The sequence below is a fragment of the Actinotignum sp. usb-actsch-213 genome, from assembly GCF_059085665.1.
Genome location: NZ_JBHNSQ010000073.1, coordinates 14,318 through 40,328 on the forward strand (window position 1 = coordinate 14,318; position 26,011 = coordinate 40,328).

Below are 26,011 nucleotides of genomic sequence, written 5' to 3' on the forward strand. Positions count from 1 at the left end.
CTAGGGAGGAGCTGCCCGTGCCCTCAACACAAGGCCAGCCCGGTGTGCGGGAAACAGCCATCCGGCTGCTACCCGCGCTCGGCTTCGGACTCATCCTCGGCGCCCTCACCCTGCTCTGGATGAACGACTGGCACGGCACTCTCTACATCAGCCTCATTATGATCGGCGCACTGATCGTGTTGGGTGGCATTATTTATTTGCGTTACCGCTACCTCCACACCGCGGCCGCGCACGACCACCCGCTCCGCCCCCTCACCGCTGTGCTCACGGGCATCGCATTATTTCTGGGCGGCACGCTCCTGCCCGCCCTCCTCAACCCGCACCAAGCCGTCCGCATCGTCACCACCCAAATTAAAGACTGGGGCGGGGGCCCATTACGCTCCTATTTTGTGAGCGGGGCTGAAGATTTAGGTGTCGCCGTCGTCGATATTGAAAAAGAAGCCGGGACCACGCAAGCGTTCCGGGCCCTCGTGCGCGAACGCCGCCTCGAAATTGACGTTCCCGTGGGCGAACGCAATAACGCCGCGGTCACCTACTCCTGGTCTCTGCCGCGCGATACCACGCCCTACGGGTTCGCGGCCTCGCGGCCTTTCCGCTTCGAACGCGTCCCCACCTTTGACTACACCCAGCTTGATGCCGCGCTCTTCACCCGCGCCACCACCCTCGTGCGCGAACGCGGCGCGCAGATCGGCTTGACGCTTGCGCAGCTGGAAAGCGCGGAAGTATTCGTGCGAGTGAAAGCGGCGGCTGCCGAGCTACCTGAATGCGAAGGCACTTGCCCCGCGCCCGAGGACCTCATCTACACCGGGTGGCTGCGCGCCGGCGGCAAAGCCGGGCACGTGATGATCGACGCGCGCGGCACCGTGCTCGGCGAAGACTGGTCGCAATTCGGCGAGTAACGAGTCTCGGAGTAGCGGGCGGGATGGCGGCTAGAGAACCGCGTCCACTGGCGCATCCGCCGGCGCGACCTCGGCGAGGAAATCCGCAATAATCGCGGAAACCTCATTATTTTCGATAAGGAAACCATCGTGACCGTGCGCGGAATGCACGGTCTGGAGCGGGTGCGCCCCGGGCAAAGCTGCGGCCAAGTCCGCCATATGCTGCGGATAAAACAGCCGATCCGAATCAACGGCGACGACGAGCGCCGGCTGCTGCAGCCCCGCCACCACCTGCGCGGTGCCGCCCCGCCCGCGCCCAATATCGTGAGTAATAAATGCCTGGCTGATCGTCAGGTAGGAATTCGCATCAAAACGCGCCACTAATTTCGCACCGTGATAATCCAGGTAGGACTGTACGGCGTAACGGCCCCCGCGCAGCGGATCTTCGCCCTCCTGCGGGGTGCGCCCGAAACGCGCCGCCAGCTCCGGGGCGCAGCGATAAGTTAAATGCGCTATTTCACGAGCCAGGCCGAGCCCGGCATCCGGGCCGCTCACGCCACTCTCATCGGGTTCGGCATCGTAATAATGTCCGCCGCGCCAGCGTGGATCCAGGCGGATCGCCAGATTTTGCAGGTGCGCATAAGCAATATGTTCCGCGGTGCTGGCCGGGCCCGCCACCAGCACCGCGAAGGCCCCCACCCGCTCCGGGAAGGACGCCGCCCATTCCATGGTGCGGCAGCCCCCGAAGGAAGCGCCCGCCACCAGCGCCCAGCGCTGCACCCCGAGCAGATCGGCGAGCCGTGCCTCCGCCGCGGCCATATCCCGCATGGTAATTTCCGGGAAACGCGGGCCCCAGGGCTGGCCATCGGGAGCGGGCGAAGCCGGGCCGGTACTTCCCTGACATCCACCCAGCACATTCGGGCACACCACGTAATACTGATTTGTATCAATGGCCAGGCCCGGGCCCACAATATCTTTCCACCAGCCGCTTTGCCCATCACGCGCCGCGGCATGCGAATCCCCGGTGAGGGCGTGGCATAGCAGCACCGCATTGGAGCGGTCCGCATTGAGCTGCCCCCACGTTTCGTAGGCGAGTCGAACCTGCGGCAGGCGGCCGCCCAGCTCCAGTTCCAGGGGGCCAAGATCCGCGAAACGGCGCTCACCCGGGTCGTCCCCCTCCAGCCAGGCGCCGGTAGGGCGCTCGGTGAGGCGGGGAGCGGGGGTGTAGCCGGTATCGAAATCACCGATAGGTTCGGCATCGGTGACCGGGTCTAGGGGAGCGTGTCCCACGAGGAACTGGGGGCTGGGCGTCATGATAATCCTTGATCTTTGGTATCTAGGCGATGGACTCGAGGCCCTGGCGAATATCGGCAATAAGATCGCGCGGATCTTCAATACCGATGGACAGGCGCACGGTGGCCGGGCTGATACCGTTGGCCGCCAGCTCTTCCTCGGTTAACTGCGAATGAGTGGTCGAAGCCGGGTGCACCACCAGTGATTTCGCGTCCCCGATATTCGCGAGATTGGAGAAGAGACGGAGGGACTCCACGAAAGCCGCGGCCTTTTCAAAACCGCCGGCAACTTCCACCGTGAAGACCGAACCGGGGCCCTTCGGGGCATACTTGGCGGCCAGCTCGTGGTAGGGATTACCCGGCAGACCAGCCCAGTTCACCGAGTCGATACCGGGGTGCTCGACCAAGAATTCCGCCACCGCGCGGGTATTGGAGAGGTGGCGGTCGATACGCAGGGAGAGGGTCTCCAGGCCCAGCCCGATAAGGAAGGCATTGAAGGGAGAAATTGCGGCGCCGGTATCACGCAGCAGGGTGGCACGAATACGAGTTGTGAAGGGGGCGCCGGGAAAATCACCCCAGACGATGCCGTGGTAGGACTCGTCCACCTCGTGGAAGCCGGGGAACTTACCGTTCTTCCAGTTGAAGCCCGCACGTTCCACCACGGAGCCGGCAATGGAGGTGCCGTGCCCGCCCAGGAACTTGGTGGCCGAATCCACCACCACGTCCGCCCCGAAATCGAAGGGGTTCACATTGGCCGGAGTCCCGATCGTATTATCCACAATGAGCGGAATATCGTGGGAATGGGCGAGCTTGGCAAGTGCCTCAATGTCGAGAATATCCTGCTTCGGGTTCGGGATGGTCTCCCCGTAGAGGGCCTTGGTATTCTCATCGATCAGGGCTTCCCAATTGGCGGGGTCCGAAGGGTTCTCCACGAAACGGGCCTCGATGCCGAAGTTCTTGAGCACGTGCTTGAACTGGTTGTAAGTCCCGCCGTAGAGCGAATCGGAGGACACAATATTATCCCCGGCCTGCGCCACATTCGTGACCGCGTAGAAAATAGCAGCCGAACCGGAAGCGAGGAGCAGCCCGCCCGTACCACCGTACAGCGCGGAAATACGTTCTTCGACAGCGCCCTGGGTGGGGTTGGTGATGCGGGTGTAAATCATGCCCGGATCGGTGAGCGCGAAACGCCCGCGCGCCTGCTCATTATCCTTAAAAACATAGGACGTGGTTTGGAAAATCGGCAGCGCTCGGGCACCGTGGTCGGAGTCGAGGACCTGGCCGGCATGCACCTGGAGGGTGTCGAAATGCAAAGTGTTCTGGGAATTCTGATTTTCTGACATGGTGCTCTCCTTCAAAACTGTGATGGGGAGCGGGCGGTAGATAACGCCCCGGCATAAACCTAGAAAATATTCTTTTTCTCAGGCGCAGCAATATCCATTCTGGGTAAACCAGAGGTGTGACATTGGAATATGGGGAATGGAATTCTGCGATGCGGCGAATGCGCTCTGACCAGCCCGCTTATTTTTCTACTTGGTGTTCTTTTCCAAAATCAGCAGGGCTGATAGCGCACGTTAGGGCGGCTGGGCCGCGGAACGTGCGCTAGTTGGGCATTCGCATGACGAACATGGTGCAAGCATAGGCAGGTGAGGGCAGTATTCGTCAAGTTCACGGTGTAAATCACATTCTTGGTTGAGGGTGCCGGCGGCGGAGCTGCGCCGTCGTACTTTAAGTCTTTCGGGTGCTCGCAACGCTGTGCGGATGTGCCCCCGGATTTGTTCGGTGTCTCGCCTGTGTGAAAGTTGTGGTTCCTGATAAATGTAGGTGAGTGGTGTGACGAAAAAGAACAGAATTACACCTGTGAAATTTTGGGGCAGATGTTTCGTTTTGGACTGGTGTGAGGTATGTTCTTAGTGTTTATATCGAATTGTGGGTTTAGTCTGCGCGTACCTGTCCGGGGCGCGGGAAAGCCCGCCCTCTGGAGGTCGTGTGGAGAATCGTTCTCGGCGCCTAACGGCTGTGCTGGCCGCCTGCGCCCTCGCTCTCTCAGTGCTACCCGGTGCCCGCGCGGATAACGTTGAACGCGATATTGATCGCTCGCGGGCCGCGGAAAAGCAAACAGCTCAAAGTATCGGGCAGATCGAAGCTTCGCTGGCCGGGCTCGCCTCCCAGGCCGAAGCGGCCCGCACCGATGTGGTCATCAAGGCGGCCGAAGCCCAGCGTGCCCAGCGCAACCTGGAAGATTCGGTCAATACCGCGATGGATGCCCAGGTGGTGGCCAATAGTGCCCGGGCTGAAGCCGATGCTGCACGCGGGGAGCTCGGCTCGATCTCCTCGGCGATGTACCGGGATTCCTCCACCACCCTCACCGCCGCGAACGCGCTGCTCGGAGCGCAATCCCTGCGCGATGCCGATGACCGCCAGCGCGCTTTCCGCACCGCCGGCCACGCCACCGACCAAAAGCTACAGCGCTACCAGGCCGCCCGCGATATTGCCGATACCCTCCAGGGCGAAGCGGATCGCAAGGCCAATGAGCAGGCCACCATTGCCGCGCGCGCGGAGGGCGCCGCGAAAGATGCCAGCTCGGCCGCCTCCCAATTGGATAGCCAACTGGCCTCCATCGAAGCGCAACGCGACCAACTTTTCGAAACCCTCGCCCGGCAAAAAGGCACGACGGCGGCGCTAGAACGCGCCCAGCAAGAACAGAAAGAAGCCGCGGCCCGCGCCCAGGCCGAAGCTGAACGCCAGCGCATCGCGGCTGAAGCGGCAGCCCAGGAACAGGCCGCCCGGGAGGCAGCAGCTCGGGAAGCGGCGGCCCGCCAGGCGGCCGCGGAAGAAGCGGCTCGGCGCCAAGCCGAAGCTCAGCCCGCTCCCGCGCCGGCACCGGCGCCTGCTCCCGCACCGGAACCCGATCCGGAACCTGAACCCGCGCCGGCGCCAGCCCCGGATCCCGAACCTGAACCGGAACCCGAACCGGCCCCGGCACCGTCGGGTAATGGTTGGGCGATTGTGAGCTTCGCACGGCAATTCGTGGGTGTGCCCTATGTGTGGGGTGGCAATACCCCCTCGGGCTGGGATTGCTCCGGTTTCACCCGCTATGTGTACGGGCACTTCGGGTATTCCCTGCCGCGTACCTCCGGGGCGCAGCGTTCGGCCGGCTACGAGATTTCCCCCTCCCAAGCCCAACCCGGCGACCTGCTGTGGTGGCCCGGGCACGTGGGCATCTACACCGGCAACGGCATGCATATCGCCGCCACCAACCCGGAAGGTGGCACGCGCGAAGGCCCGATTTGGGGTAGCCCCACCTACGTGCGGATTATCGACTAGGTTGAGCTGCGTGAGCTTAGCGTAGGCTAGGCAAGCTACGTAAAAGCGGGAGCTGTGCATGATCTGCATAGCTCCCGCTTTTTACGTCTCTACCTGGGGTTATTTGCCCGCCTAGTGCTGGCCGGCTACCCGCCTAATGCTGGCTGGGCGGCTGCGCTTCGTGCGCGGTGTAATAGCCTTCGTCAATGGCCCGCTGGAAGGAGGCCCGAATTTCCTCCTCCGCGGCTTCGCGGCCCACCCAGTGGGCGCCTTCCACGGACTTGCCCGGCTCCAGATCCTTATACACCTCAAAGAAGTGCTGGATTTCCAGGCGGTGGAATTCCGAAACATCCTCAATTTCGGTACGCCAGGAGGCCCGCTGATCTGAAGCTGGCACGCATAGCACCTTATCGTCGCCGCCCTTTTCATCACGCATGCGGAACATACCCAGCGCACGGCAGCGAATCACGCAACCCGGGAACGTGGGCTCTTCCAGCAGCACCAGGGCGTCCAGCGGATCGCCGTCCTCACCGAGGGTGTCATCAATAAATCCGTAATCATCGGGGTACCGGGTGGATGTGAAAAGCATGCGATCCAGGCGGATGCGCCCGGTTTCATGATCTACTTCGTACTTATTTCGATTTCCCTTGGGGATTTCGATGGTGACATCGAATTCCATCATGTGAAGCTCTCCTCGCTGACGGCTGGCACATAAGAACACCTAAGAATACGAGCTGCGTTCCGTGCAAGAATAGGCCCGTGAAAGGAAAAGCTCAGATCGCTTTGTCCCTGGTGCTCCTTCTTGCGGGCGGGTACGCATTCGCTGATGCCTTTGATCTTACCCCCGGATTGCTCACCCTGGGACCTAGGGCCGATGCCGCCGCGCCGTATCCGCAGCCCACTCCCGTGCCGGCCGTGACCGTTCCGACCGCCCCCGAGCCTGCGGAACTCGAGGATGCCAGCGTTGCCAAGGTCGCGGCCCTCGGGCAGGAATTCGCCGCTCGCCTGGCACCCACGGGCCAGGTATCCTACGAAATTCGCGAGGCTGCCACGGGGCGGGTGCTCGCCACAAAGGATGCGAAAGTCTCGCGGGTACCGGCCTCCAATATGAAACTGGTGACCGCCCGGGTGGCCCTGGAAACCCTCGGCCCGGATCGCCGCTTCGCTACCAGCGTGGCCGCCTCCGGCACCACCATTCACCTCATCGGCGGGGGCGATGTGTTCCTGGCTCCCGATACCGCCGCCACCCAGGTCCCGGGCACCATTGCCCGCGGCGATCTCTCGGAATTGGGCGCGGCCGCCGCCACCTACGCGCGCGAGCACCCGGGTGGCCCGGTAAGCGTCGTCGTTGATACCTCTCTTTTCGCGGGGCCGGAGTACGCGCCCACCCTCGATCCGGTCAACCACGATTACGTGGCACCCATAACGCCGCTCGCGCTGAACGGTGGGGCGGTGGGCTACCACTACAGTGCCACGCCCGCCCTCGATGCCGGGAACGCCCTCGCGGAGCAGCTGCGCGGGGCCGGAGTGGAAGTGGCGGAGGTACGCGCTGGGCAAGCGCCCAAGGAAGCGGCAGCCCACCCGCTGGCCACGGTGCATTCGGCGAGCGTGCGCGAGCTGGTGGACCGCATGCTCACCGAATCGGATAACACCCTGGCGGAAACCCTCGGGCACCTGGTGGCGCGCGAGCGCGGAGAAAGTGTGGATTTTGCGGGCGCGGCGCGTGCCACCCGCGCGGTTCTGGAGGAGCTGGGCTACCCGCTGGACGGCGTGGTGATCTCCGATAATTCCGGCCTGAGCGAAACGAATCGGCTCACCTGTACGCTCCAGCTCGCGATCCTGGAGGACGCTGTGAATCTGAGCGATGGCACGGTGGGGGCGCTGGGGGCCGGCTTGCCGGTAGCTGCGCTCAACGGCACGTTGGCGGACCGCCTCACCGAGGGCGCCGCGCCCGGAATGATTCGCGGGAAAACTGGGACGCTCGCGGATGTGGTCTCGCTCAGCGGGGTGCTGCGTACGCGTTCGGGGGCGCTACTGACCTTCTCCATCCTCACCGATTCCCACCACGACGTTTCGTTGTTGGATGTGCGGGGCGCCGAGGATGCTTTCCTCACCGCGGTGGCGGAGCTCTAATGGCCGGACCCCACCCCGCTTACGCGGCCGGGCGGCGCCGCTTGCGCGAGCTGTTGGAGAGTTGCGGATACCGGCCGGGTACCCGGCTGACGGTAGCGGTGTCCGGCGGCTCGGATTCCCTCGCGCTAGCCCGTATCGCGCTCTTCGTGGCGCGCCGGGACGGCTACCTGCTGCGCGCGGTCACCGTCAACCACGGGATTCGCCCGGAGGCGGGGCGCGAAGCCGCGCAGGTTGCGGCCCGCCTGCGTTCCTGGGGGTACGACGACGCCGCGGCGGTCAGCGTGGACCTCGGCGGTGGATCGAGCCCGGAAGGGCAGGCACGAGCGGCCCGGTACGCGGCATTGGCCGAGGCGGCCGGTGCGGACAGCCCGGTGCTGCTGGGCCACACCGCGGACGACCAAGCTGAAACCGTGCTCCTGGGCCTAGGGCGGGGTTCGGGAGCGCGCTCCCTGGCAGGCATGCCGGAAGCGGGCCCGCTGCCGGGCAACCCGGAGCTCACTGCGCTGCGCCCGCTGCTGGGGCTGCGGCGCGCGGCGCTTCGCGCCGCGCTGCAAGATGAGGGGCTGGCCTGGGTGGAGGATCCTTCCAATGAGCCCGATGGCCCGTGGCGGGCGGCGGGCGGTGGCCCGCTCACCCGCGCCGCGCTGCGCTCACGCGCCCTGCCTGCTCTGAGTGAGACGCTCGGGCCGGGAACGGTGGAAGCTCTGGCTCGCACCGCCCGCCTGCTGCGCCGCGATAATGAGGCTTTGGACACCTGGGCGGCCCGGGAACTGGCCACCTGGGAAGAACGCGGTGTGGTGAAAGAGGCGGGTGAGCCGGAGTGCGGCGTCGTCGTACCTATTGCACCGCTGCGCGAACTTCCCACGGCCGTGCGCACCCGGATTCTGCGCGTCCTGGCCTTGCGCGTGGGGGCACGCGCCGGGGAGGTGAGCGCGGGGCATATTGAGGCCCTCGACGCGCTGGTGACCGGGCCGGGCGGCGTGCGCCACTGCGACCTGCCCGGGGCGCGAGCGCTTCGGCGCGATAATATTGTCGTCTTCGCGCGTTAGGCTTAGAAGCACAGCGGAACTGCTCAAGGAGATGGTGATGGACCACACCGATATGGGTGATAAGTTGGAAAAAATCCTCGTCACAAATGAGGAAATCCAAGCGAAGCTTGAGGATATGGCGCGTCAGATTGACGCTGATTACGATGGTGACCTGCTCGTGGTGGGCGTGCTCAAGGGTGCCGTCATGGTGATGGCGGATCTGGTGCGGAAAATCCACTCTCCGCTGAATATGGATTGGATGGCGGTGTCCTCCTACGGGATGGGTACCAAATCCTCCGGCGTGGTGCGGATTTTGAAGGATCTGGATGCTGATGTGACCGGTCGGCACGTCCTCATCGTGGAAGATATTATCGATTCCGGCCTTACCCTCGCGTGGCTGAAGAAGAATCTGCTGGATCGCGGGGCGCAATCGGTGCGGATCGCGGCCATCCTGCGAAAACCCGAGGCGGCTAAAGTTGACGTTCAGGTTGACTACCTAGGCTTTGATATTCCCGATGAGTTCGTGGTGGGGTACGGACTCGACTATGCCGAACAATTCCGGCATCTGCCTTTTGTGGGCACCCTGGCCCCGCACGTTTACGGAGGATAAGTGGACGAACAGCAAGAACCTCGCGGTACTGAACCGGGCGGCACGGCGCCGGGCGGAAGCGAAGCTCGTGGCGGTGAGGCTCGCGGTAGTGAGGCGCACGGTAGCGAAGCGAGCCGCACCGAACCCAGCGCGTATGAGCGCAAGCGCCGGGCCCGCCGCGCCCACCCGCCGCAGCCGGAAGGCCAGTGCGGTTCTACCGGCACGGGCACTAACAGCACGGGCAATAACGGCGGCGCCGGGAAGAACAAGAAATCCCGCGGCTCCGGCTCCGGCCATAAGCTCAGCGAAGAAGAACGCACCAGCCGGCGGCGCTGGCGCGTTATCTCCGGCATAGTCATCGCGGCGCTTCTTGCTTTTATCGGAACCAACCAATTCATGGCCATGCAGTGGTCGAATATCTCCACTTCGGAAGGTATCGCGCTGCTGGAAGGCACCACCGTCCAGCGGGTGCAGATCACAGACGGCACTAACCGGGTACGCCTGTGGCTAACCGAGCCAACAAAAACCATGGATGGTGACGGCGATAAACACGACGCCGGGAAGAAGGTCACTTTCCAATACGCTGACCCGCAGGGCCAGCACATCACCACCCTGGTGGAACGGGCCAATCCGGAACGCGGGCATAACTCGATTGTTCCCTCCCAGAACGTGTTTGTTTCGATGCTCTTCACGTTCCTGCCCATGATCCTCATCTTCGCGGTGTTCATCTGGTTCATGCGCAGCCAGATGGGGCGCGGCTTCGGGGCGAAGGATGCCAATGCGGATGGTGAAGTCTCCGAGGTACGTTTCTCCGATGTAGCCGGGGAAGATGAAGCCGTGGAAGAAGTAAAGGAAGTGGTAGACTTCCTCAAGAACCCGGACCGCTACCAGGCGCTCGGGGCGCGTATTCCGCGCGGGGTGCTCCTCTACGGCCCGCCCGGAACGGGTAAAACCCTGCTGGCTAAGGCCATTGCCGGGGAAGCACAGGTACCGTTCTTCTCCATCGCTGCCTCGGAATTCGTGGAGCTCTACGTGGGTATGGGTGCCTCGCGGGTGCGCGAACTCTTCAAAACCGCGAAGAAAAAAGCCCCGGCCATTATTTTCGTTGACGAAATTGACGCGGTGGGCCGCGGGCGCGGCAGCGGAGCCCTCAGCCATGGCGAACAGGAACAAACCCTCAACCAGCTCCTCGTGGAAATGGACGGCTTCTCCACTGATGAGGCTGTCGTCCTTATTGCCGCCACCAACCGCCCGGACGTGCTGGACCCGGCGCTGCTGCGCCCGGGGCGTTTCGACCGGCAGGTCGCGGTAGATGCCCCCGATATTCGCGGGCGCGAAGCTATTTTGCGGGTGCACGCGCGCGGCAAGCCGCTGGCGGACGACGTCGACCTGGCCGGGGTCGCCAAGCGCACCCCCGGGTTCACGGGCGCGGACCTTGCCAATATCCTCAACGAAGCAGCGCTCTTGGCGGCGCGCCGCCACGCCCACGTTATTACCAATGCGGATGTGGATGAAGCTTCGGATCGCGTGATGGCCGGCCCGCAGCGTTCCAGCCGGGTCATGAGCCCGGAGGATCGGCGCATGACGGCCTACCACGAAGGCGGGCACGCGCTCGCGGCGGCGGCTTTGCGCTATACCGACCCGGTCACGAAGGTAACTATTTTACCGCGCGGGCGGGCCTTGGGGTACACGATGGTCATGCCCACCGAGGATCGCTATTCGGTTACCCGCAACCAGCTCCTCGACCAGCTCACCTACGCGCTGGGCGGGCGCGCCGCGGAAGAAATTATTTTCCGGGACCCCTCCACCGGTGCTTCTAATGACATCCAGAAGGCCACCGAAACCGCGCGGAAGATCGTGACCGAATACGGGATGACCACCGCGGTGGGTGCGGTGCGGGTAGCTCCCACCGCCCAGGAAGAAGCGAGCTTCGCGGCGGCTTCGCGCACCTCGGATTCCCTGGCTGCCACCGTGGATGAGAACGTGCGGGCCCTCCTTGACCAGGCACTCACCGAAGCGTGGACGATTATTACCGAAAACCGGGATATTCTCGACCACCTTGCCGAGGTGCTCCTCGATAAGGAAACCGTGCTGGAAAACGAACTCGCGGAGATCTTCAAGGACGTTGTCAAGGCGCCCGAGCGAGAGGTGTGGCTTTCCGCTCCGGACCGCCCGGTCTCGCAGCGCCCGCCCATCCCACTCCCGGAAGGGAAAACCGAGGAGGAAGCGGCAGCGGATTCGCGCCTGCCCGCCCCGGAGCTTCCCGATGCTGCCACGGGGCCGCTCGGCCCGCGCGGTCGGCACGGCGCGGAACATGAGGATGCCTCAACCCAGCGGGAATGAGCGTGAAAAATACGGGTGCATGAGCTCGGAGAGTGAGGACGCATGAACTCAGTGGAACCGGCGCAAACCGGCCAGGTAGATAGCAACGTTGCGGATACGCCGCGGGTTGATACCGCGCGGGTAGAGCGGGCCGTGCGGGAAATCCTCACCGCTATTGGTGAGGACCCGAACCGCCCCGGCCTGGTGGATACTCCCGCGCGGGTGGCCCGCGCTTGCGCGGAGATCTTCGCCGGTGTGGGCAAGGATCCCGATGCGGTGCTCGATGCCCAATTCGCGGAGGACTTCCACGAAATGGTGGTGGTACGGGATATCACCTTCTATTCCATGTGTGAACACCATCTGCTGCCTTTCTTCGGGGCGGCCCATATTGTCTATATCCCCGGGGAAGAAGGGAAGGTTACCGGCCTATCCAAACTGGCCCGGCTGGTAGAAGGCTACGCGCGCCGCCCCCAGGTGCAAGAGCGCCTCACCACCCAGATTGCCAATGCGCTGCGCGACCGCCTGGGTGCGGCCGGGGTACTCGTGGTGGTGGAAGCCGAACATATGTGCATGACCATGCGCGGGGTGCGCAATTCCGGTTCACGTACCGTCACCTCGGCGGTGCGCGGCATGCTGCGTAAACCGAGCACCCGCGCCGAAGCCATGAGTCTTATCGAACGGGGAGCCTGAAATGCCAACACCTATGCCATTGCGCGATCCGGAACTCCTTGGGGGATCCCGCACCCGCGTTATGGGTATCCTCAACGTCACCCCCGATTCTTTTTCCGACGGCGGGAGCTGGGCCACGGTCGATACCGCCATCGCGCACGGCCATGAACTCATCGCCGCCGGGGCGGATATCATCGACATCGGTGGGGAATCCACCCGCCCGGGTGCCACCCTCCTCAGCGCCGCGGAAGAATGGGAACGTATCGGGCCGGTGGTACGCGAACTAGCCGGGTATATCCCCATCTCGGTTGATACCTACCACGCGGACACCGCGGCGCGGGCCTGCGCGGCCGGCGCCCGCATTATCAACGACGTGACCGGTGGGCGCGGGGACAGCGCCATGTGGGAAACCGTGGCCGAATCCGGGGCCTACTATGTACTCCAACACGGGCGCGGCGATGCACAAACCATGAACTCCCTAGCCGGCTACCGCGCTATCGGGCGCGAGGTGAGCACGGAAGTGCTCGAGCGCGTGGCCGGCGCCGTTGCCGCCGGAATTGCTCCCACCAGGATCATCATCGACCCGGGCTTCGGCTTCGCAAAAATGGGCGACGACGATTGGCGCCTGGCGGCCCATATTGACGAATTCCTGTGGGCTGGCATGCCGGTCCTCATCGGAGTTTCCCGCAAACGCTTCCTCGCCGAAGTGACCCCGGAAGGCCTACCCGCCAGCGGGCGAGACGGCGCCACCGCGGCACTGAGCACCTATTTCGCTGAAAAAGGCGTGTGGGCGGTGCGGGTTCACGATGTAGCATCCTCGCGGATCGCGGTGGATACCGTGGCCAAACTGCGCGAATGCGGACTGGTCTCCACCTCCCAACCCGGAGTAGCCCGCCCCGAAAACGCGGGAGCTACGGAGGCCGCGCGGTCATGATGGGAGTACCCCCACGTATCCACAATGCCCTCGCCATGCTCGGATGCTGCCTGGATACCGTGAGCATCACCGGCGTGGAAGTATCCGCCCGGCACGGCGTCTACGCGGAAGAACGCGAAGCCGATCACCCTTTTATTTTCGACGTCGCAGCTCTCGTGGACACCAGCGCGGCCGGCCACGCAGATGACCTCGCGGCCACAATCTCCTACGCGGATCTGGCAGAGGATGCCCGCACGGTCGGGGAAAGTGCTCCCGTGAGCTTGATCGAAACACTGGGGGAGCGGGTAGCCAGCCGGGTTCTCGCGCACGGGGCCCTGGCCACCGAAGTTACCGTGCACAAACCCGAAGCCCCGGTGCCGGGCCGCTTCGCGGACGCCCGGGTCACCGTGCGCCGCCTGGCAGCTATTGCTCGCGGCGGAACCATGCGGGAAATGGTGATTGGGATGGGTGCGAACCTGGGGGAACGCGAAGAAACTCTTAGCGCTGCCCTCACCCAGATTGCCGCGCTCCCCGTCCATATTGACGCGGTCTCCTCATTCCATACCACCGCGCCCGTGCTTGCCCCCGGGCAGGAGCCGCAACCGGATTACCTCAACGCGGTACTGCGCCTGACCACCGAACTGTCTCCCCTAGAAGTGCTGGCCGCACTCCGTGCTATTGAGGTGCGGGCCGGGCGCCAGCGCCGCATCCAGTGGGGAGCACGCACCCTCGACCTTGATATCGAATGGGTGGAAGGAGTACGCAGCACCCACCCGCTTCTCACCCTTCCCCACCCGCGTGCCCATACCCGCGCCTTCGTGATGGAACCCTGGCAAGAAATCGATCCGGAGGCCACCGCAAAACTGGAACGCGCCCGGATACGCGAGCACGCGGGTGCCGGCTGCGGCGTCGGCCCCGATACGGGCGGGCACGATGCGTAATCTACGAGCCTTTCTGGGGTGGGGCGCGGCCGGCGCCTTAGCGGGTGAAGCGCTACGGCGCCTCCTCGCCGCGTATCCGGTCGCCGTGCCCGCCTTTGCCGGGCTACCGCTACTCCTCATCGCCGCGGTGCTGCTCTGGTATGGCTGGCGGGTGCGGCGCCTACGCCGCGGACGTGTCGAATCCCTTTCGCACCTGGCCGCGCTGCGGGTGGCAGCCGGCGCGGCAGCGGGACTGCGCAGCGGGGCGCTCCTGGCCGGCGCGGGCGGCTTGCTCGCGATCATGAGCGCGCTGGGCTCCACCTCTTTTGCCCGGGCGAGTGCGCGAGCCTGGGGGATTCTCACCGCCGCGGCGTTGGTGCTCGCGGTAGTCGGATGGATCGTGGACACCTGGTGCCGGATTGAGCGGCGGTAGCCGGGTGCAGGTTTCGTTGCGCCGCGGCAAGCGCGGGTGTTTTTCGGGGCCAGTTTTTATGTCACACCCCTTTGGTAGCGTTAACCCATGGTGACTACCCCTCTTGATCCCGGGCGGGACTATCGTGCAGTGTCGCGCAAACTCTTCACGGTGCGATGGATTATCGCCGCGTGCTTCTGGCTCGTGCTCCTCATCGCGCTCGCGGTGGCTGGATTTATTGCGCGCCCCGAACCACTCGCCTATTACGCGCCCCTGCTGGGGCTGCCCATCCTCGGTTTCCTCATCCACCTGCGTATCGTGTCCCGGCAGGTGAATCACCTCGGTTACGCCATGGATGATATTGCGCTGCGCCTGTGCCGCGGGATCATGTTCCGCCGCATTGACGTGGTGCCTTACGGGCGTATCCAAACGGTGGATGTGCAATCCGGGCCGCTGCTGCGCCGCTTCGGGCTCGCGAAAGTAACCCTCCACACCGCCTCCATGGAAACGGATGCAGTTATCACCGGCCTGCCTACCGCGGAAGCGGATGAGGTGCGTGAGCGTCTCCTTCACCTCGGCGTAGCCGAAATGGAAGGGGTCTAAATGGCCGGCACCGAAATATCCCCGGAAGCGGGAAGCGCGATGGGACTAAACGGCGCGCTGCCGGCTGCACCTGGTGAGCTGGCGGGCACGGCAGGCGTGGTGGGTACGCCGGGCGCGCTGCCCGTAGCTCCGGGCGCGTTACCGATTGCGCCCGGAGTGAGTAGCACCGCGATCTCGGGCACCTGGCAGCCGGTCTCGAAATGGACGCCGTGGAGCTCGCTGCTCTCGTTGTGGTTCTTCGTGCTGGTAGCGGGTGGCTGGATTATTATTCAGCGCCTGGAGGATACCGATTCGCCCGGAATTGTCTGGAGTGAATTCGTGGATCTGCTGCGTTCCTTCTGGCTGATCGCGGTGGGTATCGCGGTGGGAGTCACCCTCATTACCGGGATCATCGCGGCCATCCAATGGCGGCATATGGCCTGGATGTTTGATGCGGACGGGGTGCATATGCGCAGCGGCGTGCTATTCAAACAGCACCGCCACGTGCGCTGGGATCGCATCCAAAGCGTGGATGTCACCCAAAAACTCCTCGCCCGGCTGGTGCGCCAAGCCAGCCTGACTATTACCTCCGGTGGAGAAAAAGTAGAGATCGGGTGGCTGGCGCTGCCCCACGCTGAAAAACTGCGGCCCCTCGTACTATCGCTCGCGGATAAAATGCGTAACGGGGATAGCTCGGAAGTTCCCGATCTTGCCACCGTCAGCACTCCGGAAGCGCGCCCGCACCTCTACGCCATGTCCGCGCGGCGGTTCCTCGCCTCCCTAGTGCTGTCCCCGCGAATCTTCCTCGCTATCATCACGGTGGCCGGATCGGTCACCACCTATGTGCTTACCGATGAAGGCGGCTCCTTCGCCCTCCTCTTCCTTATCATCGCGCTGATATGGCAGCCCGTGAGCTCCCTGCAAGCTAATTGGGGAGCCCGTATCTCACCCACGGCCGAAGGCGTGGAAAAACAAGAAGGGCTCCTATCCCGGCGCACCCTCGGGCTACCTTCCTATCGCGTCCACGCGCTGGCCTTCAAAAAACCTAATTTGTGGCCCGGATGGTGGAAAGTAGAAAGCTGCGTTATTTCCGGCTCGATTTCCGAAGCGATGGAAGCAGCCAAGACCGCAAATGATGCCCTGGTCCCGGTAGGAACGGTCGAGGACGTCCTCGCCGTTGCGCGTGAACTCGGCTTCGCGAAAGATGCCGAGGGTGGCGCTCTCCCTGAGGCCGATTCCCCGGCGCGCCCACCTCACACCGGGGTGCCCAGCCTGGCCCAGCTGCGCAGCTATCTTCTTGATGATAGTGCCCTCCCCGGATTCATCCCCAATCCGCGCTCCTCACGCTGGTTGGATCCCATCGGGTGGAAACGCTCAGGTATTTTCGTGGGTGAGGATGTCATTATTATGCGGCACGGCTGGTTCTGGTACCGCAAAGTAACAATTTTGCTGCGTGAACACTACCAATCCGCCATTATCAGCCAAGGCCCACTCGAACGCCGCTTCCAGCTCGGTACCCTCCGCTGGGCAACCGTGGGGCTTTCGGTAGATGCCCACGCCAAACACATGGATGCTGCTACCGCCAGCCGTGTCCTCACCGCCACCGTCCGCGAACGTGGGAACGGCCCGCGCGGCTGGCACCCCGAATTACCTCCGGCCGGCCCCACCGCGCCATCAGCCGTGCGGCCCGCCGCGCCGCCAGCGGCACCCACTCAGCCGGGCGCGCCTACGGCGCCGTCGTACCCCCAAGGGAATGACAATAGTCCCGGGTCGGGCCGCAGCCCGGTTCCCGAAAGTGATTTCGTCCCGGTACAAGAGTGAAACACGTCGCGTAGCCGCACTTTTATATTTTTCTACATCTAGGATTATTCCTATGCTTAATATCTACGGCCCGGGTGGTATTGGTGGGCTCATCGCGGGAGTTCTCGCGCACAACGGTCAAAAAGTCGCGGTTGTTGCTACCGAGCGCACCGCCGATGCTATTAACCGCAACGGAATTGTTATTAAATCCAAGCGGTTCGGTAATTTTACCGCGCAGGTGCCGGCGCTAACCAGCCCGGCCCGCGGTAGCGAAATCCTGCTCTGCACCAAGGCATACACCCTCCCCAGTATCGAAAAGTCCATTCGTTCAGCCCGCCCCAAAGAAGTGGGAGCGCTCTTCAACGGCTTCGATCACGCCCGTGCTATCCACACCCTCACCGAAGGGGAATCCTGGTCCGGCTCCGTCTACACCATCAGCGAACGCACCGCGCCCGGAGTTATCGAACACACCTCCCAATTCCTCAAAGTGGAAATGCCCGACACCGCCATGGACGGCGAAATCGCGCGCGTACTTCTCAATGGTGGAATTGACGTTTTCTTCCGCGGTACCGAAAACCAGGTCCTGTGGCGCAAACTCCGCAACCAATGCGCCATGGCCCTGCTGACCGGTGCCACCGGGCTGCCCATCGGCCGCGCCATGGAACGCGCCCCGGAACTCACCGAAGCGATGTGCACCGAACTGGCCCGCATCGCCACCATGGAAAAAGTTCCCACCCGCCCCGCGGAAATTCACGCGTGGCTGCGCCGCCTCGCACCCGATGCACACTCCTCGCTCTCCCGCGACCTGCGTGACGGCAACCGCACTGAAATCCACTCCCTGGGTACCGCGGTTCTCGAAGAAGCCGCCCGCCTCGGTGTACCCGCCCCGGCCATCACCGCCGCGCTCTCCGCGATCGACGATCGGTTGCGGGGCCGCAAGTGACACCGGGCCGGATGACCGTAGGGATCATCTCGGCCGGAAAAGTTGGAAGCGTCCTCGGCGCAGCCCTGCGGGCCGCCGGCCACACCATCATCGGTGCGGTGGCCCGCAGCAGTGCCAGCCGCGAACGCCTCGACGCACTCCTCCCCGCAGTACCCGCGCGCGAAACTGAATACCTACTCTCCCGTGCGGATCTCATCCTCCTCGCGCTGCCCGACGCCGCCCTGCCCGGCGTCGTGGAACACGCCGCCGGGCAGGGATGGTGGCGCCCCGGCCAGCTCGTCATCCACACCAGCGCGCGCTTTGGCACGGGCGTGCTCCGGGACGCTGCCGCCGCTGGCGCCCTCACCCTCGCCCTCCACCCGGCTCTGACCTTCACCGGAACCTCCCTCGATATGCGCCACCTCATCGGCGCCACCTGGGCGGTTACCAGCTCCGCGCCGCTCCTGCCCATCGGTATGGCCCTCGTGAGCGAACTCGGGGGAGAACCCAGTGTGCTCGCCGAAGAAAACCGCGGACTCTACGCCGCCGCCCTCACCCATGCCTCCCGGCACACCGCGCTCCTCGCCGGCCAAGTTCAACGCATGCTCGCAGCCGCCGGCCTCGAACCAAGCTTCGCCCGCGGGCTCCAAGAACAAGCGCTCGCCATGGCCGACGCCGGCATCGAACTCATCAACGCGCCAGCTAGCGGCGACGTCGCCGGAAAAAACGAAGGTGACCCCACCCCGGACGATATTGCCGCGGTCGAAGCCCTGGCAGCCACCGGGAATTATCCTGATATTCCGCCTGTCTATCGGGTGATCCGGGCCGCGTCACGTGACCGAGCGGCGCGGCGTCGTCTACCATGACCATGTGAGTGAATTTCTTGATAGTGAAACCCCGGAACAGATGCGTATCCGGTTGGACAAGCGTGCCCGCCTGCTCGCGGAAGGAACCGAAGCCTACCCGGCCGAACTTCCCATCACCTCCACCATCCCGGAGATTCGGGAACAATACAGTGATATCGAAGCTGGCGAAGAACTAACCGAGACCTCGGTGGGCATTGCCGGGCGTGTCATGCTCTCCCGCACCGGCGGCAAAATTGCTTTCGCGACCCTCCAGGACGGGCGCGGTAACCGCCTCCAGGTGATTCTCTCCCTCGCACACGTGGGCGAAGAACGTCTGGCCGCCTACAAACAAGACGTAGACCTGGGCGATTTCATTTTCGTGTCCGGGCATGTGGGGGCCTCCAAGCGCGGGGAACTTTCCGTTTTCGCCCACGAATGGCAGATGGCCTCCAAGGCCCTGCGCCCGCTGCCCAAGATTTACCAGAACGAAGCCGGCGAAGACGTTGCCCTCAACGAAGAATCGCGGGTGCGGATGCGCCACCTCGACCTCATCACCCGCCCGGCCGCCCGTGATATGGTGCGGCTGCGTGCCGGGGTCATGAAATCGTTGCGCGCCAATTTCGACCGCCGCAGCTACGTGGAAATTGAAACCCCGATCCTGCAGCCCATCCACGGCGGCGCGGCAGCCCGGCCCTTCCAAACGCATATTAATGCTTATGATGAGGACCTCTACCTGCGCATCGCCACCGAGCTCTACCTCAAGCGCGCGGTAGTAGGCGGCGTGGATCGCGTCTTCGAAATTGGGCGGAACTTCCGCAACGAAGGCGCCGACTCCACCCACTCCCCGGAATTCACCGCCCTGGAAGCCTACCAGGCTTACGCCACCTACGATACGATGGCCGAACTCACCCGGGACCTCGTCCAGCAGGCCTGCCTGGACACCCTGGGCACCACCACCGTTACCCTGAATGACGGCACCGAATATGACCTGGGTGGTGAATGGCAGAAACTCGATCTGTACGAATCGGTGTCCGCCGCCGTGGGTGAAGAAATCACCGTGGATACCCCGCGCGAACGCCTCGAAACTCTCGCGGAAGCCCACGATATCGCAATCGCACCCTTCTGGGTCAATGGCAAAATCGTGGAAGAACTCTTCGAAGAACTGTGCGGGGACCAGCTCTACGCCCCCACCTTCGTGTACGACTTCCCCGAAGACACCTCCCCGCTCACCCGCCCGCACCGCACCAAGAAGGGCCTGACCGAAAAATGGGACCTGTACGTGCGGGGCATGGAACTGGGCACCGCCTATTCCGAACTGGCCGACCCGGTGATCCAGCGCGAACGCCTCACCCAGCAATCCATCGAGGCCGCCAACGGCGACCCGGAAGCCATGCAGCTGGACGAGGATTTCCTCGCCGCCATGGAACAGGGCTTCCCGCCCACCGGCGGCATGGGTATGGGCATCGACCGCCTCCTCACCGCCATGACCGGTCTGGGGATCCGCGAAACGATCACCTTCCCCTTCATTAAACCCGGGAAGTAACCCGGCCCGAAAACAATTTTTCGGTACGACGACGCCCGCGCCGCGGAGGCCCAGCCCCCGCGGCGCGGTTGCGCATCTGGCGGAATGTAAGTTGCCCACTAAAAGAAACGTGATGAACTTTCCTATTTATTTTCGGGCCTGCTCACGGTAATCTTCCAAGTAGTTCGGTGCCACGCCCGGCTTGCCGAACCCTGTTTCCCGTGTGCAAAGGTGCCCGTCCATGAAGAAAACTGACACCATTTTCCAGGTCATCAAACTCCTGCTCGGTCTTATCATCGCGGCAGCCCTCGTGAAGTTCGCATTTTTCCCCAACCAACGCACCTCCACGGAACTCGTGGCCCAGGGGGATTTCACCATCCCCACGGTAATGGCCATGCCGGGGGATATCGATAATTCCCTCACGCTGGATGCCACCGTCATGCGTAATCCGGCCACCCCCGTGCGGGCCACCGCCAACGGCACCGTGGATGTGGTTGATGTCAAAGCGGGCGCCGTCGTCAATGAAGGCGACCGGCTGCTACGTATCCGCCACGAAGAAGAAAAAACCACCGCCGCCACCGTGGAAACTTTTGAGGACGGTACCGAGGTGGAAGTGCCCGGTGAGCCCTATATTGAAGTGAGTTACGTGAATGTGCTCGCCCCGGTGGGTGGCACCGTGGCGGTGGATGTGCTCGTGGGCCAGCCGGTATCTATCGGGGAAAGCATTGGCTCGATTACCCCGGCCACCTACCACGCGCGGGTGAGTGTGAAACCCGAACAGCTTTACTCGCTGGCCTCGCTGCCGCCGGCCGGGCAGCTTGCCGTCACGAACGGCCCGGCGCCTTTCGACTGCGCCAATTTGCGCACGGTCACGGAAAAAACGGGCGCGGGGGCGGGCCTGAGCGGTAAAGAAGCCGAAGCACGCGGCCTGGATAGCGCCAGCGGTACCGTGCAGCCGGCTCTCATCTGCGATATCCCCGCAGACCAGCAGGTGTATGACGGTTCGGCCGCGAAACTCACCATTCCGGGGAGTAATACCACCGGGGTGCTGACCGTGCCGGTGAGCGCGGTGGAGGGGCGCTTCCGCGAGGGCGTGGTTTACCTGCCCGCGGCGGACGGCGGTAAGCCCACGAAGCGTACCGTGCAGCTCGGGGTGACGGACGGGCGCCAGATCCAGATCACCGGCGGGCTGGAAGAAGGCGAAGAAATCCTCCAGTACGTGCCGGCCGCGCAACCCGCGCCCGACCCGATGATGGGGATGTGATGTTAGAGCTTGAGCAGGTGACCCGCACCGTCACTCTTCCGAACGGCCGCCCCCTGCCAATTTTGCGCGGGGTGGATCTGCGCATCGAACGCGGGGAATACGTGGCGATTATGGGCCAGTCCGGAACGGGGAAATCCACCCTCCTCAATATCATCGGGATGCTCGACCTACCCGATACCGGTTCCTATCGTTTTGAGGGCCGCGATGTGGCAGAGCTGAGTGAATCGGCGCGCGCTCACCTGCGCGGCTCCCTTTTCGGTTTCGTTTTCCAGCAGTTTAATCTTTTCCGCGGTCGCACCGCCGCGCAAAACGTGGAAGTGCCCCTGTTGTATTCGGATACCGCCACTATTTTTCGACGCCGCAGCCTCGCCGCCCAGATGCTCGATCGGGTGGGATTAGGGGATCGCCTGGATGCGATGCCCTCCCAGCTCTCGGGTGGGGAACAGCAGCGGGTGGCCCTCGCCCGGGCACTCGTGCGCCGGCCCCAGGTTCTTCTCGCGGACGAACCGACCGGCGCTCTCGATGTGGATACCGCGGGGAGGGTCATGGATCTCATGGAAAGTATGGCGCGGGAAAATAACGCCACCTTCATTATGATCACCCACGATCCGAAAGTGGCCGCCCGCGCGGATCGTCGCTTCACCATTCACGATGGGCTCGTCTGGCCGGAGGAAAAATGACACGCATTTTCGGGGCCGTGCTCGAAGCCTGGGAAGAAATACGAGTGGATCGCGGTCGGGTTATTCTCTCCCTCGTCGGGGTTGCGGCCGCGGTGTGGGCAATGGCAACTGTTCTCGCCCTGGGCCAGCTCATTAGGGCCGCAGGGGAACACCAGCTCGCCCAGTGGGATGGCAAACCCGGTACCGTCAATATCGGGGTGTATAGCACCGGCGGGGATAAATTCTCCGATCCGTACGCCGACCCTTACGCCAATCCGTACGCGAATCCCGCGGTTCCGCCCACCGGAGCGCAGTTGGGTACCCTGGCAGGCGCCCAGGCCAGCGAGGATATGTTCAGCACCACCGTGGCCGAATATATGGAGAGCGCCGGGGCGAATTATTGGACGCGCTCGCGCATCTCCTATGTGTCCCTCGCCTTCCCGCCGGTGCTGGCCGGAGCGGGCGGCACCGGCGATATTCAGGACCTCGAGGGCTGGGAATCGGAAAGTATGGCCGGAGCGGAAGCCGGTAGCGAGTTGGAAAGCACCGGCGGCGCGGTAGCAGGTGCCGAAGCCGTGGGGGATGGTTCCGCTAGTACCGAGTTCGGCGAAGGCGGCACCCCCGGGTACGGGATGATGGAGTCACGTTACGAAATGCTCGCGGTGGATCCGGCCTACGGCCCTCTCTTCGATGTGCAGCTTATCCGCGGGCGGTGGCTGACCGAAGCGGATGGCGAACGCCTCATGAACCCTGCCGTCGTTAACGAAATGCTCTACAAAGAGATGGGTGAGCCTTCGCTGGCCAGCTACCCGCAGATCGCGCTATCCGGACCCACCGGGGTGCGGATGACGGTAGTCGGGGTGGTCGCGGACCGTTCACGCTGGGACAGCCCGCGCCTGCACGTGCCTTATGAGAGCATGGCCGCCGCCGCGATGGCCCAGCTATCTCCCATGGATTCCGCCACAGTTTCGGTGCTGGTGCCCCGCGGGGAAGAAGCGGAAGCCCAGAAGGTCCTCGTTTCCGTACTCCAGGGCCGCCTGGGTAAGAACTACCAGGTTGAAGGCCAATTCATCGAAAGTCAGATGCGCGGCCAGGAATCCACCGAACGCCAGGTCACCGCGATTATCGCGGCCATCGGCGGGATCGTGATCCTGGTGGGTGCCCTGGGACTGCTCACCGTCTCCATCGTCACGATGAAACAGCGGGTGCGGGAAATGGGGATCCGCCGCGCGATGGGCGCCTCCGCGCGCCGTATCTTCACCTCGGTATTCCTGGAATCCGTGGTGGCGACGACGGCGGCCGGTTTCATCGGGGTCATCGCCTCGATTATCACCATCCGCACCGCGCCCCTAGCCCGGTGGCTCGATCTGCCTTTCGCGGTGGATAGCGTGGGGTACCCGGTACTGGCCGCTTTTATTGGCCTGGCGATCTCCGCCGGAGTGGGAGCACTTTGCGGGATTATTCCGGCCACCATGGCGCTGCGCATCAAACCTATTGACGCCATCCGCTTCTAGGTAGGAGCACGGCGGGCTAGGCTAAAGCCATGAAAGTACTGCTCCCCAATAGCTTTGCTCTTTCCCTCCCGCCCGAAGCGGGCATCACCTGGGTGACTTTTGATGTGAACGCACCCATCCCGGAAGAACACCGTGACGCTGCGGCTCTCGTGGTCTGGTTAGATCCCCGTGCGGCTGAGCACGTGGCCCAGCTTCCGCATCTCAAACTCCTTCAGGGCATGATGGCCGGCGCGGAAAGCCTGCACGCCACCAACCCGCCCGCCGGAGTCATCCTCGCCACCGCGAACGGCCTGCATGACGCCACCGTATCCGAACACGCCATCGCGCTCGCGCTCTACCTGGTGCGGGACCTGCGTATCGCCACCGAAGAACAGCGCAACCACCGCTGGTCCCGCGATCGCATCTTCTTCACTGAGCTGCGCCCCGGCGGGCGCCTGACCAGCCTGCTTGGCGCGAAGGTAACCATCTGGGGTTACGGGCATATCGGGCGCCACCTGGCCGGGATGCTCAAAGTTTTCGGGGCGCAGGTGCGCGGCCTGGCCACCTCCCGGCGCACCGAGGGAGATGTTGAGGTGTACGACGGCGCTAACCTCGCCCAGCGCGATGAGATCCTGGCCGATACCGATGTCCTCATTCTTATCCTCCCCGCCACTGAGGCCACCGCCAACGTGGTGGATGCGAGCGTCTTTGCGGCCCTGCCCAATCACGCCGTCGTCGTTAATGTGGGGCGCGGAAAAACGGTGAATGAAGATGATCTGGCTGCCGCGCTGCGCGAAGGAAAAATCGCGGGTGCCGGCCTGGACGTGACCGCCACCGAGCCGCTCCCCGCGGATTCGCCGCTGTGGGATCTGGCCACGATTATTACCCCGCACACGGCCGGCGGGCGGCCCGTGGGCGCCGAGGAACTCATCCTCGCCAATGTGCGGGCGCTGCGCGACGGAGGGGAGTTTATTAACCGGGAAGCCTAAGTACGCCACGATTCCTCCAATAAACAAGAGCCCGGGACTACCACCCGGCGGCAATAGTGCGCTACACTCCTTAAACTGACATACAGTTCAGCTCAAGGAGGAGTAGTGATGTCATCACATGAGGAAACGCGGCAGGGCAGGCCCGCCGCCGAATCTGAGGATACCAGCGCGCAATTCGCTGCCGCGCACCCGGACACTTTCGCGCAGTACCTCAAGCGCCGCGGCATGGTGTTCTTCGTGGCCTACCTCGGGTACGTGTGCGCGTACCTGGTTCGCAATAATTTCAAACTCCGCTCCGAAGCCCTGCGCCTGGAGAACGACTGGAGCCTGCCGCAAATCGGCCTGGTGCTTACCATGTTCACCATCACCTACGGCTTCGGGAAATTCTTCATGGGGATGCTTTCCGACCGCGTCTCCCTGCGCCGTATTTTTGCCGGCTGCCTGGGACTTTCCGCGGTGCTGTGCATCGCCATCGGTTTTACCACGAACTTCTACCTGCTCGCGGTACTCATGTTCCTGCTCGGCTGCGCGCAGGGGGCGCTGGCGCCCTCGTCCATGGCGATGATCGCGAATTGGTACCCGAATAAAACCCGCGGTTCCGGTATCGCGATCTGGAATACTTCGCAGAACCTGGGTGGGGCGCTGCTACCCCTCATGATCACCTGGCTGCTGGCCCTGGGCGGGCCGAGCGGCGGGGCGATTGCCTTCTGGGGCCCGGGCCTGGTCGTCTTCGGCCTATCTATTTTCTTCTGGAAGTACGGCGGGGATCGCCCCGAAGCCGAAGGCATGCCCACCCTGCGCCAGATCTACGGGCGGGCCGGCGAACCGAATACGGACGAAACTCCCGACGAAAGCTACTGGCATATCCTCGTGCGTTTCGTTTTCACCTCCCCGCTGGTCCTCACCGTGGCTTTCATCAACGCCGCGCTCTACTTCCTGCGTTTCGGGGTGCTCAACTGGATGCCGGCCTTCCTCGGCACCGAAATGGGCTTCACGGAAGCACAGTACTCCACGGCTTTCTCCGTACTGGAATGGATCGCGATTCCCGGATCCTTCCTCTTCGCCTGGATTTCCGTCAAGCTCCCCAACCGCCAGTCCGTGGTGGGCTTCCTCGGGCTGCTGTGCCTGGCCGGCCTTATCTGGGTCTACATGGGCAATGACAATTACGTGGTGCTCCTCATTGTTTCCGGGCTCATGGGGGCACTCATTTACGGTCCGCAGCTCATCGTCAATATCCTCACCCTCAACTTCGTGCCGCTCAAGGCGGCCGGGGTGGCGGTCGGTTTCGTGGGACTCTTCGGCTACATCGTCGGCGAAATGGGCGCGAACCTCATTATGCCGATCCTCGCCGAACGCTTCTCCTGGGCGGCGTCCTTCACGCTGCTCGCCGGGATCGCGGTAGCGGCCGGCGTTATGTATCTCTCGCTTTCGCGGCGCGAACAGGCTGTGGTGCAGGCCTAATAGTTACCGCAG

The 26,011-nt window shown here is 63.7% G+C and carries 23 protein-coding genes; 20 read left to right on the forward strand and 3 right to left on the reverse strand.

Translation table 11 applies throughout. The features are described from left to right. Nucleotides 1-17: 17 nt before the first annotated feature. A complete protein-coding gene (locus AC5RK6_RS07635) occupies nt 18-899 on the forward strand; it encodes a hypothetical protein (protein ID WP_320758039.1) in 882 nt (293 codons plus the stop codon). 30 nt (nt 900-929) lie between these two features. Here AC5RK6_RS07635 and metX read toward each other — a convergent pair whose 3' ends face one another. Together metX and AC5RK6_RS07645 are read right to left on the reverse strand one after the other, a co-directional pair. Further along, nucleotides 930-2,192 (reverse strand): homoserine O-acetyltransferase MetX, encoded by a 1,263-nt coding sequence (gene metX, locus AC5RK6_RS07640; RefSeq protein ID WP_320758038.1) that lies wholly within the window; start codon nt 2,190-2,192, stop codon nt 930-932. 22 nt (nt 2,193-2,214) lie between these two features. Further along, nucleotides 2,215-3,513: an O-acetylhomoserine aminocarboxypropyltransferase/cysteine synthase family protein gene (locus AC5RK6_RS07645; protein WP_320758037.1), complete on the reverse strand. Its 1,299-nt coding sequence runs from the start codon at nt 3,511-3,513 to the stop codon at nt 2,215-2,217. 646 nt (nt 3,514-4,159) lie between these two features. Here AC5RK6_RS07645 and AC5RK6_RS07650 point away from each other — a divergent pair. Further along, on the forward strand, nt 4,160-5,497 hold the full coding sequence (locus tag AC5RK6_RS07650; protein ID WP_435730748.1) for a C40 family peptidase: 1,338 nt from the start codon (nt 4,160-4,162) through the stop codon (nt 5,495-5,497). Nucleotides 5,498-5,630: 133 nt separating this feature from the next. Here the strand turns inward: AC5RK6_RS07650 and AC5RK6_RS07655 are convergent, their stop codons facing one another. Further along, a complete protein-coding gene (locus AC5RK6_RS07655; protein WP_026428653.1) occupies nt 5,631-6,155 on the reverse strand; it encodes an inorganic diphosphatase in 525 nt (174 codons plus the stop codon). 80 nt (nt 6,156-6,235) lie between these two features. Between AC5RK6_RS07655 and AC5RK6_RS07660 the strand changes: the two genes are divergently transcribed. The 18 genes from AC5RK6_RS07660 to AC5RK6_RS07745 all read left to right on the forward strand — a co-directional run bounded on the left by AC5RK6_RS07660 (nt 6,236) and on the right by AC5RK6_RS07745 (nt 25,999). Next, entirely contained in the window at nt 6,236-7,609 is a 1,374-nt protein-coding gene (locus AC5RK6_RS07660; protein ID WP_320758311.1) for a D-alanyl-D-alanine carboxypeptidase/D-alanyl-D-alanine-endopeptidase, read from the forward strand. Next, the gene (tilS, locus tag AC5RK6_RS07665) at nt 7,609-8,658 is read left to right on the forward strand and encodes a tRNA lysidine(34) synthetase TilS (protein WP_435730749.1); all 1,050 of its coding nucleotides are present in this window, start codon (nt 7,609-7,611) and stop codon (nt 8,656-8,658) included. The genes AC5RK6_RS07660 and tilS overlap by 1 nt, the downstream gene beginning before the upstream one ends. A 37-nt stretch (nt 8,659-8,695) precedes the next feature. Then, nucleotides 8,696-9,247, forward strand: a complete 552-nt coding sequence (gene hpt / locus AC5RK6_RS07670; RefSeq protein WP_016441812.1) for a hypoxanthine phosphoribosyltransferase — start codon at nt 8,696-8,698, stop codon at nt 9,245-9,247. After that, nucleotides 9,248-11,569, forward strand: coding sequence for an ATP-dependent zinc metalloprotease FtsH (gene ftsH / locus AC5RK6_RS07675; RefSeq protein WP_435730750.1), 2,322 nt, complete (start codon nt 9,248-9,250; stop codon nt 11,567-11,569). Nucleotides 11,570-11,611: 42 nt separating this feature from the next. Beyond that, the gene (folE, locus tag AC5RK6_RS07680) at nt 11,612-12,238 is read left to right on the forward strand and encodes a GTP cyclohydrolase I FolE (RefSeq protein WP_320758297.1); all 627 of its coding nucleotides are present in this window, start codon (nt 11,612-11,614) and stop codon (nt 12,236-12,238) included. Between the two features lies 1 nt (nt 12,239). After that, complete coding sequence (folP, locus tag AC5RK6_RS07685) at nt 12,240-13,151, forward strand: dihydropteroate synthase (protein WP_320758298.1); 912 nt, start codon at nt 12,240-12,242, stop codon at nt 13,149-13,151. Beyond that, a complete protein-coding gene (folK, locus tag AC5RK6_RS07690) occupies nt 13,148-14,071 on the forward strand; it encodes a 2-amino-4-hydroxy-6-hydroxymethyldihydropteridine diphosphokinase (protein ID WP_320758299.1) in 924 nt (307 codons plus the stop codon). The genes folP and folK overlap by 4 nt, the downstream gene beginning before the upstream one ends. Continuing rightward, entirely contained in the window at nt 14,064-14,483 is a 420-nt protein-coding gene (locus AC5RK6_RS07695) for a DUF3180 family protein (protein ID WP_435730751.1), read from the forward strand. Before folK ends, AC5RK6_RS07695 begins: the two co-directional genes overlap by 8 nt. Before the next feature lie 87 nt (nt 14,484-14,570). Next, entirely contained in the window at nt 14,571-15,065 is a 495-nt protein-coding gene (locus AC5RK6_RS07700; RefSeq protein WP_274735709.1) for a PH domain-containing protein, read from the forward strand. Continuing rightward, nucleotides 15,066-16,865, forward strand: coding sequence for a PH domain-containing protein (locus AC5RK6_RS07705; RefSeq protein WP_435730752.1), 1,800 nt, complete (start codon nt 15,066-15,068; stop codon nt 16,863-16,865). Between the two features lie 52 nt (nt 16,866-16,917). Continuing rightward, a complete protein-coding gene (locus tag AC5RK6_RS07710) occupies nt 16,918-17,787 on the forward strand; it encodes a ketopantoate reductase family protein (RefSeq protein WP_016441804.1) in 870 nt (289 codons plus the stop codon). Between the two features lie 11 nt (nt 17,788-17,798). Then, nucleotides 17,799-18,632: a Rossmann-like and DUF2520 domain-containing protein gene (locus AC5RK6_RS07715; RefSeq protein ID WP_320757613.1), complete on the forward strand. Its 834-nt coding sequence runs from the start codon at nt 17,799-17,801 to the stop codon at nt 18,630-18,632. Nucleotides 18,633-18,672: 40 nt separating this feature from the next. Next, on the forward strand, nt 18,673-20,154 hold the full coding sequence (lysS, locus tag AC5RK6_RS07720; RefSeq protein ID WP_320757616.1) for a lysine--tRNA ligase: 1,482 nt from the start codon (nt 18,673-18,675) through the stop codon (nt 20,152-20,154). Between the two features lie 220 nt (nt 20,155-20,374). Continuing rightward, nucleotides 20,375-21,397, forward strand: coding sequence for an efflux RND transporter periplasmic adaptor subunit (locus tag AC5RK6_RS07725; RefSeq protein ID WP_320757612.1), 1,023 nt, complete (start codon nt 20,375-20,377; stop codon nt 21,395-21,397). After that, a complete protein-coding gene (locus tag AC5RK6_RS07730; protein WP_016441799.1) occupies nt 21,397-22,077 on the forward strand; it encodes an ABC transporter ATP-binding protein in 681 nt (226 codons plus the stop codon). Before AC5RK6_RS07725 ends, AC5RK6_RS07730 begins: the two co-directional genes overlap by 1 nt. Continuing rightward, nucleotides 22,074-23,570, forward strand: a complete 1,497-nt coding sequence (locus AC5RK6_RS07735) for an ABC transporter permease (protein WP_320757611.1) — start codon at nt 22,074-22,076, stop codon at nt 23,568-23,570. The genes AC5RK6_RS07730 and AC5RK6_RS07735 overlap by 4 nt, the downstream gene beginning before the upstream one ends. Nucleotides 23,571-23,599: 29 nt before the next feature. Further along, entirely contained in the window at nt 23,600-24,538 is a 939-nt protein-coding gene (locus AC5RK6_RS07740; protein WP_320757610.1) for an NAD(P)-dependent oxidoreductase, read from the forward strand. A gap of 108 nt (nt 24,539-24,646) precedes the next feature. Further along, nucleotides 24,647-25,999, forward strand: a complete 1,353-nt coding sequence (locus AC5RK6_RS07745; protein WP_320757615.1) for an MFS transporter — start codon at nt 24,647-24,649, stop codon at nt 25,997-25,999. The last annotated feature ends 12 nt before the right edge of the window (nt 26,000-26,011 follow it).